General features: G+C 67.2%; 5 protein-coding genes. 2 read left to right on the top strand and 3 right to left on the bottom strand.

The window, feature by feature from the left end:
* Positions 1–22: 22 nt before the first annotated feature.
* A complete protein-coding gene (locus AC2VOP_RS14040) occupies positions 23–2626 on the bottom strand; it encodes a helix-turn-helix transcriptional regulator (protein ID WP_486961544.1) in 2604 nt (867 codons plus the stop codon).
* Between the two features lie 258 nt (positions 2627–2884).
* On the opposite strand from AC2VOP_RS14040, the gene AC2VOP_RS14045 reads away from it, so the two are divergent.
* Both AC2VOP_RS14045 and AC2VOP_RS14050 read left to right on the top strand, forming a co-directional pair.
* Positions 2885–3217, top strand: coding sequence for a hypothetical protein (locus tag AC2VOP_RS14045; RefSeq protein WP_486961540.1), 333 nt, complete (start codon positions 2885–2887; stop codon positions 3215–3217).
* A 45-nt stretch (positions 3218–3262) separates the two neighbouring features.
* A complete protein-coding gene (locus tag AC2VOP_RS14050) occupies positions 3263–4012 on the top strand; it encodes a hypothetical protein (protein ID WP_486961541.1) in 750 nt (249 codons plus the stop codon).
* A 66-nt stretch (positions 4013–4078) separates the two neighbouring features.
* Here the strand turns inward: AC2VOP_RS14050 and AC2VOP_RS14055 are convergent, their stop codons facing one another.
* Positions 4079–5179 carry a ferritin-like domain-containing protein gene (locus AC2VOP_RS14055; RefSeq protein ID WP_486961542.1) on the bottom strand — a complete coding sequence of 367 codons (1101 nt, stop codon included), beginning with the start codon at positions 5177–5179 and terminating at the stop codon, positions 4079–4081.
* Positions 5180–5416: 237 nt separating this feature from the next.
* Entirely contained in the window at positions 5417–5668 is a 252-nt protein-coding gene (locus tag AC2VOP_RS14060) for a type II toxin-antitoxin system RelE family toxin (RefSeq protein WP_486961543.1), read from the bottom strand.
* Positions 5669–5718: the final 50 nt, after the last annotated feature.

Consider the following 5718-nt stretch of genomic DNA (forward strand, 5'->3'; position numbering starts at 1 on the left):
GCCGAAGGCTCGGGTCGCCGTCTCACCCGGCCATGCTCACCAGGCGCGTGAGCTGGTCGCGGCGCTCGATGTCGAGCTTGGCGAAGATGCGGTAGAGGTGCCCGTCGACCGTTCGCATCGAGACCGACAGCCGATCGGCGACCTGACGGTTGGATAACCCCGCCGCGACCAGTCCCGCGACCTCGCGTTCCCGGTCGGTGATGGGCAGCGGCCGGGCGGTCGCCTCGGTCGCCGGGGTCCGCAGGCCGTTCCGACCGGCCAGCCAGTGTGCCCGGGTCGACGACTCCAACGCTTTGCGGCGGTGCCCGGTACGCGCGTGTTCGCGTGCGGCTTGGGCTGCCGCGTCGGCGACCAGCGATTCAGCCCCCAACTCGGCGAACCGGTCGGCCGCGGCGTCGAGCACGTCGCCGTCGCGGCCGGCCAGGCCGCGGGCATGCGCGGCGGCGGCCTGCGCCAACGGGGTGTCCAGCAACCCGGCAAGTTCGCCGAGCCGTGCGGCGCACGACCGGTCGCCGAACCGGACAGCGGTGTGCAGCGCCCGCATCTCTACGGCCCCCATTCCGGACCGCCGGGCGATCTGCGCAGCGCGCCGCGCGTGCGCCTGAGCGGCGGTGGTCGCACCGGCCGACGCCCGTTCCCAGGCGCGGGCAAGCTCAAGTTCGGGGAGGAACACGACGACCTGCGGCCCATTGGCGTCCTCGCACTGCTTCAGCGCGATGGCAGCGGCGTCGCGATCTCCTCGCTCGGCCTCGGCCTGCGCCAGCCAGGCCGCCACCAGCATCAACCAGCCCGACGGAAAACCCTGCGACATCACCGACACCGAGTCGTGGAATGCCGCGCATGCCGAAGCCAACGCACCGCGGGCCATGTTGACCACTCCCAGCATCGCGTTCGCCATGGGCTCCGCTTGGGGCACACCCACGGTCGCCGCCGCGCAGCGTTGCCACACCCGCTCGGCCGCCGGAAAATCACCCTCGGCCGTCGACGCCATCACCTCAGCCAGGCCGATCGTGAACCGCAACAGCCCCGACTCGTCGACCATGGCCGCTCGCCACCCCGTGTCAGCGATGCGGGCAGCCTCTGAGAAACGCCCAGACAGGGCCAACGCCCACGACGCCGACGACGCTGCCCACACCGTCGCCTTCGGATCGACGTGCGACTCGCACACCGCCACCCCGGTGCCGATCGCCGTGGGCAGGTCGCCGGAAGAGAACGCGAACGTCGCGTCAATGGCGGTGGCCAGACTGGGTGAACCCGCCGACTCGACGCGGCCCTTCACCTCGGCCAGCACCGCCCGCGCTGCATCCACTCGCCCGCAGCTCCAGAACAGATTCACCGCACGCAGACAACCCCATCGCTCGATGAGCAGTTCGTCGGCGCCGTCGGGGACGAACGTGCCCAACACTGCCTCGGCCTCCGCCCCGCGGTCCTGCCAACTCATCGCCTCGGCCAGCACGATTGCCGCCGCAAGGCCCCCACCGCGGTCGAACGCAAAGCGGGCCAGTTCCTCACCGGCGACGACGTTCGACATGGCGACCGCGCTGGCGGCCGCCTCGGTGATCAGGTCGAGATCCGGTGGCAGATCGCTACCCGCCATGAACTGAGCCAGCCGGATAAGGGTGCGCACATCCGGGCGCCCACAGCGCGGTGGCGTCGCAGCCAAACGCTGCCGCAGTTGTTGGGCCAGTAGGCTATTGAGCTGTCGGGTCCGCACCACCCCGACGCGCCGAAGTGCCGCTTCGCCGAAGACGGGGTGCTGCAGACGCACCACCAGCAGTGAGCCGTCGGCGACGAGCTGGATCAGGCCCCGGCGTTCCAGGCGTGCCAGCGCGTCGTTGTCGCAGATCTGGCGCAGGATCTCCCAGTCCAGCACCTCGGCAACGGCCAGGACCTCGACGACCTTAAGTTCCTCGGGCGCCAACGACCGCAGCCGAAAATCCAGAAGGTCGTAAAGCTCGTCGCCACTGCGCAGCGGACCGCGAAGTTGCCAGCCCAACTCGGTCCGCGCCAGCACGCCGTTCTCACGGCCAGCGAGCAGCAGGCCACGAAGGAACAGCGGATTGCCGGCGGTCCGGCGGTACAGCTCGTCGACCAGACGGCTTTGGACCGCGTCACCGAGCACGGCGCGGGCCAGCTCCCCGGTCTGGGCCCGGGTGAACGCCTCGATCCTCAGCCGCAGCATCAGCCCTTCTTTCCACAGCGCCGTCACCGCGTCGGGCACCGCACCATCCGACCGGATCACCACGATCAACCTGCTATGGCCACCGAGCGCGAGTTGGTGCAGCAACGTCGCCGACAAGGCATCGAGCAACTGGGCGTCATCGACCACCAGCACCAGATTGTCGTCCTGTTCCAACGCGCGGTGCGCGGCGGCGAGCAGCACTGCGGGTTCATGTGCTTCACCGATGGCCACCGACCGGTAGAAGGCCCCCAACGGGACCGCGCGACCGGCCGCGGTGCCCAGCACGAACCGCACCGTCCGCCCGCTGGCCTGCAAGGCCTCGGCAAGACTACGTGCCAGAGTCGACTTGCCGACCCCGCTCTCGCCGGCCAGCACGACCCCGCACACCGACGCGCCGTCCTCGAGCGCGGCCAACGCCCGGTGAAACTCGGCGTCGCGCTCCACTATCGGCCAACGCGGTACAGACCCCTCGGACCCCTCGGGCACCTGCGCCGCACTCCCAACCTCCCGGCCCACATGCTGCGGTGACTGGAGGCTGTCGGCTTTGGGCGTGTGTTCAGACATGGGCATGCCCGACCATAGCAGAGTGTGTCCCGTTTTAGAGATTAAATCTCGATGAACAGATCTAGGACTGTGGATCGGGATAGCCAGGTCTGTATTGAGTGGTTGCGCCACTATCAATGGATAAGCTACCATCAGCACGTGACACGCACCAATAGAGAGGGCCGCGACCTCAGGCGGGTTCTGGAATACGCCCTGAACCGCGACATCTCCGATGTCGAGATGGCCGGCGCGTTGGGCATGCCGACGAGCACCTTCGGGAAGCGCAAGCGCAAGTCCGACTTCCCGACCTTCGAGGAGCTGACGCAGCTCGCCGTGCACTTTGGGCTCGACGCGCTCGCCCTCCAGGTCGACTTCGGGTTCATTCCCGAGGACGCCCTGCGGGAGCCGCGCCCTTTGCTGTCGACGATCAGGAGAACGGAGACGACCAAGCTGGTTAAGCGGAGGCCACGCCCGGACGCCGCCCCTTTGTGATAGACCTAGCGGTAACTCGGTCCTGGGACGCACAGGAGGTTTGCAGTGGCATTGACGCTGTTGGTGTGCGCCACCACGTTCTTCAGCGCCTACACGTTGTGGACGCGGCGCTCCACCTGGCGTGTCCGGTGGGAGGGCGCGACGACGATCGCCGTCATCGGCCTCACTACCTGCATGCTGTTGATCACGCCGCTGGTGGCCGGGCTATGGGAAGGACCGCTGCACGCTGTCGCCCGAGTCTGGGGCCTGGAGCACCTGATGGGGCACCTGGCGTATCTGATCGGCATAGCGGCGCTGCTGCACGCCACGATCAGCCGTGTCGATCTGCCCCACCCGGGACAGTTTTTCCGGCGACGGATCCTGCTCCCCGGCGCCGTCGCGGTTCCCGTTCTCGTCGTCGTTTTCCTCGCGGACGCCCCCAACCACCCGGTGCCCGACTTCATCCAGGACGATAGCTCTCCCGCGTACTGGCTGCTCCTGTGCGCCGCGGCGACATGGATCATCGGGAATCTCGTGTGGGCGCTGTCCATTATCCGATGCTCTCCGCGTAGCCGTGTGGTCGCCGACATCTACCTCGCCGCATTGGGCCTCGACGGCGCTTGCGTAGCGTGCCTGGTGCTGCACGCCGTGTCGCGCTACCCCGGCTGGCCAGGCTGGATGTTCCTGTGTGCGTCATGCGTGGGCTACACGTCGGGCGCATGGTGGTCGTGGCGACTCAAGCTGGAGTGGCTGGGCTTGCAATCGCGAGGGCTCGGCGTCACGGTTCGCGACAGCCGAACCCTAGCCCGCGTGTAGCGGGGCGTCGCCCCGTCCCGGTGGGAGCGCTCACCGGCTGAGGTCTCCGCAGATCGTTTCGGCCGGTCAGTTCGCAGCCGCCGCGATCACCTGGTCCACTTCGAGGGCGCGGTCGGCCATCTCGGCGTGTGCCTTATCCAGTGCGTCGGCCTGATCCTCGTCGGCCTTCATCAGCGCCTCGATGTCGAAGCCGCCCATCTCGAGGACGCCCATATCCGTGAAGGCCTTCTGCACCTTGTCGCCCCACAACCCGATGTCCTTGACAATCGGCACGATGCGGCTGAACAGGTGCGAACGGAACTGGATCATCAACGGCGACTTGTCGACCCAGTCGGCACACGCTTGCACGTCGAGGCCGAGGGTCTCGAAGACCTCTTCACCGCGGAACCGGTCGCGCATCAGGTAGCAGGCATCCACGACAAACTCTTCACGCTCGTCCCGCTCGGCTACCGTCAGCGCAGAGTAGTAGTCCTTCAGCGAGATTCGGCCGAAGGCGACGTGCCGGGCCTCGTCCTGCATGACATAGGCCAGCAACTGCTTGGCCAGCGAGTCCGGTGGCGCCATGTCACGCAGCACTCCGAACGCGGCGAGTGCGAGCCCTTCGATGAGGACCTGCATGCCGAGGTAGGGCATGTCCCAACGCGCGTCGCGCAGGGTGTCGTCGAGCAGTGCGGTCAGGTGCTTGTTGATCGGGTAGACCAGGCCGACCTTCTCCTGCAGGAACCGCGCGAACGTCTCGACGTGCCGAGCCTCGTCCATGGTCTGGGTGGCCGCGTAGAACTTCGCGTCCAGGTCCGGGACCACGTCGACGATCTTGGCCGCGCACACCATCGCCCCCTGCTCGCCGTGCAGGAACTGCGAGAACTGCCAGGATTGGAAGTGTTGGCGCATCTCGGCGTGCCGTGATTCGTCTGCGGCCTCCCACATCGGGCTGCCGAACAGCGGATGGAACTCGTCGGGCAGCCCGATCGGGTTCGCCGGGTCGACGTCTTGCGTCCAGTCGATGCGCGACTGGGCGTCCCACTGCTTGTCCTTGCCCTTTTGGTACAGGGACAGGAGCCGGGCGCGTCCCTCGTCGTACTCCCACGTGAAGCGCGCATCGCCGACGCAGGGAACCTCCCACGAATACGGCGCGGGTACCTCCGTGTATTTGTCCCTGGTGGTCATGCGCTGCTACCTCTCTGCCCGATATCCGAAAGTGGTCACGTGTCGACTTTCATGGTGCGCCGCGTTCGGCGCCAGCGTCAACCATTGCCCCCGGGGGCTGTCGCGCAGCGAGCCGATAGCGCCGAGCAGACGCCTGTCTACGGCAAGGCCCGTCTCACAGGGAAATGAGGGTCTTGGCGTCTGCTCGAGCGGTGGAACCTCGTGCCAAACAGACGCCTGTCAACGGCAAGGTCCGCCTCACCGATAGGCGTCGCTGCGCTTGGCCACGTTGAACACCGTTACTTCGCCGGCAGCGTCGTCGATGGAGTACACCACTCGATATTGTCCGAATCGTACCCGCCAATCACGCTGACTCCCAACCAGTTTCTTCGCGTTGACCGGTCGCGGATCGTGGGACAGACCTATGGCCACCTGCAGCGCTGCTTCCAACTCGACACGGGTAAGTCGCTGCAACTGCTTGAGTACGTCAGGGTGGAACGAGATCCTCATCCGGCCGCGAACGCGTCCGCGTCGACACCGAGCTCATCGAGCATCTCCGC

The organism is Mycobacterium sp. TH-M106 (assembly GCF_057473765.1).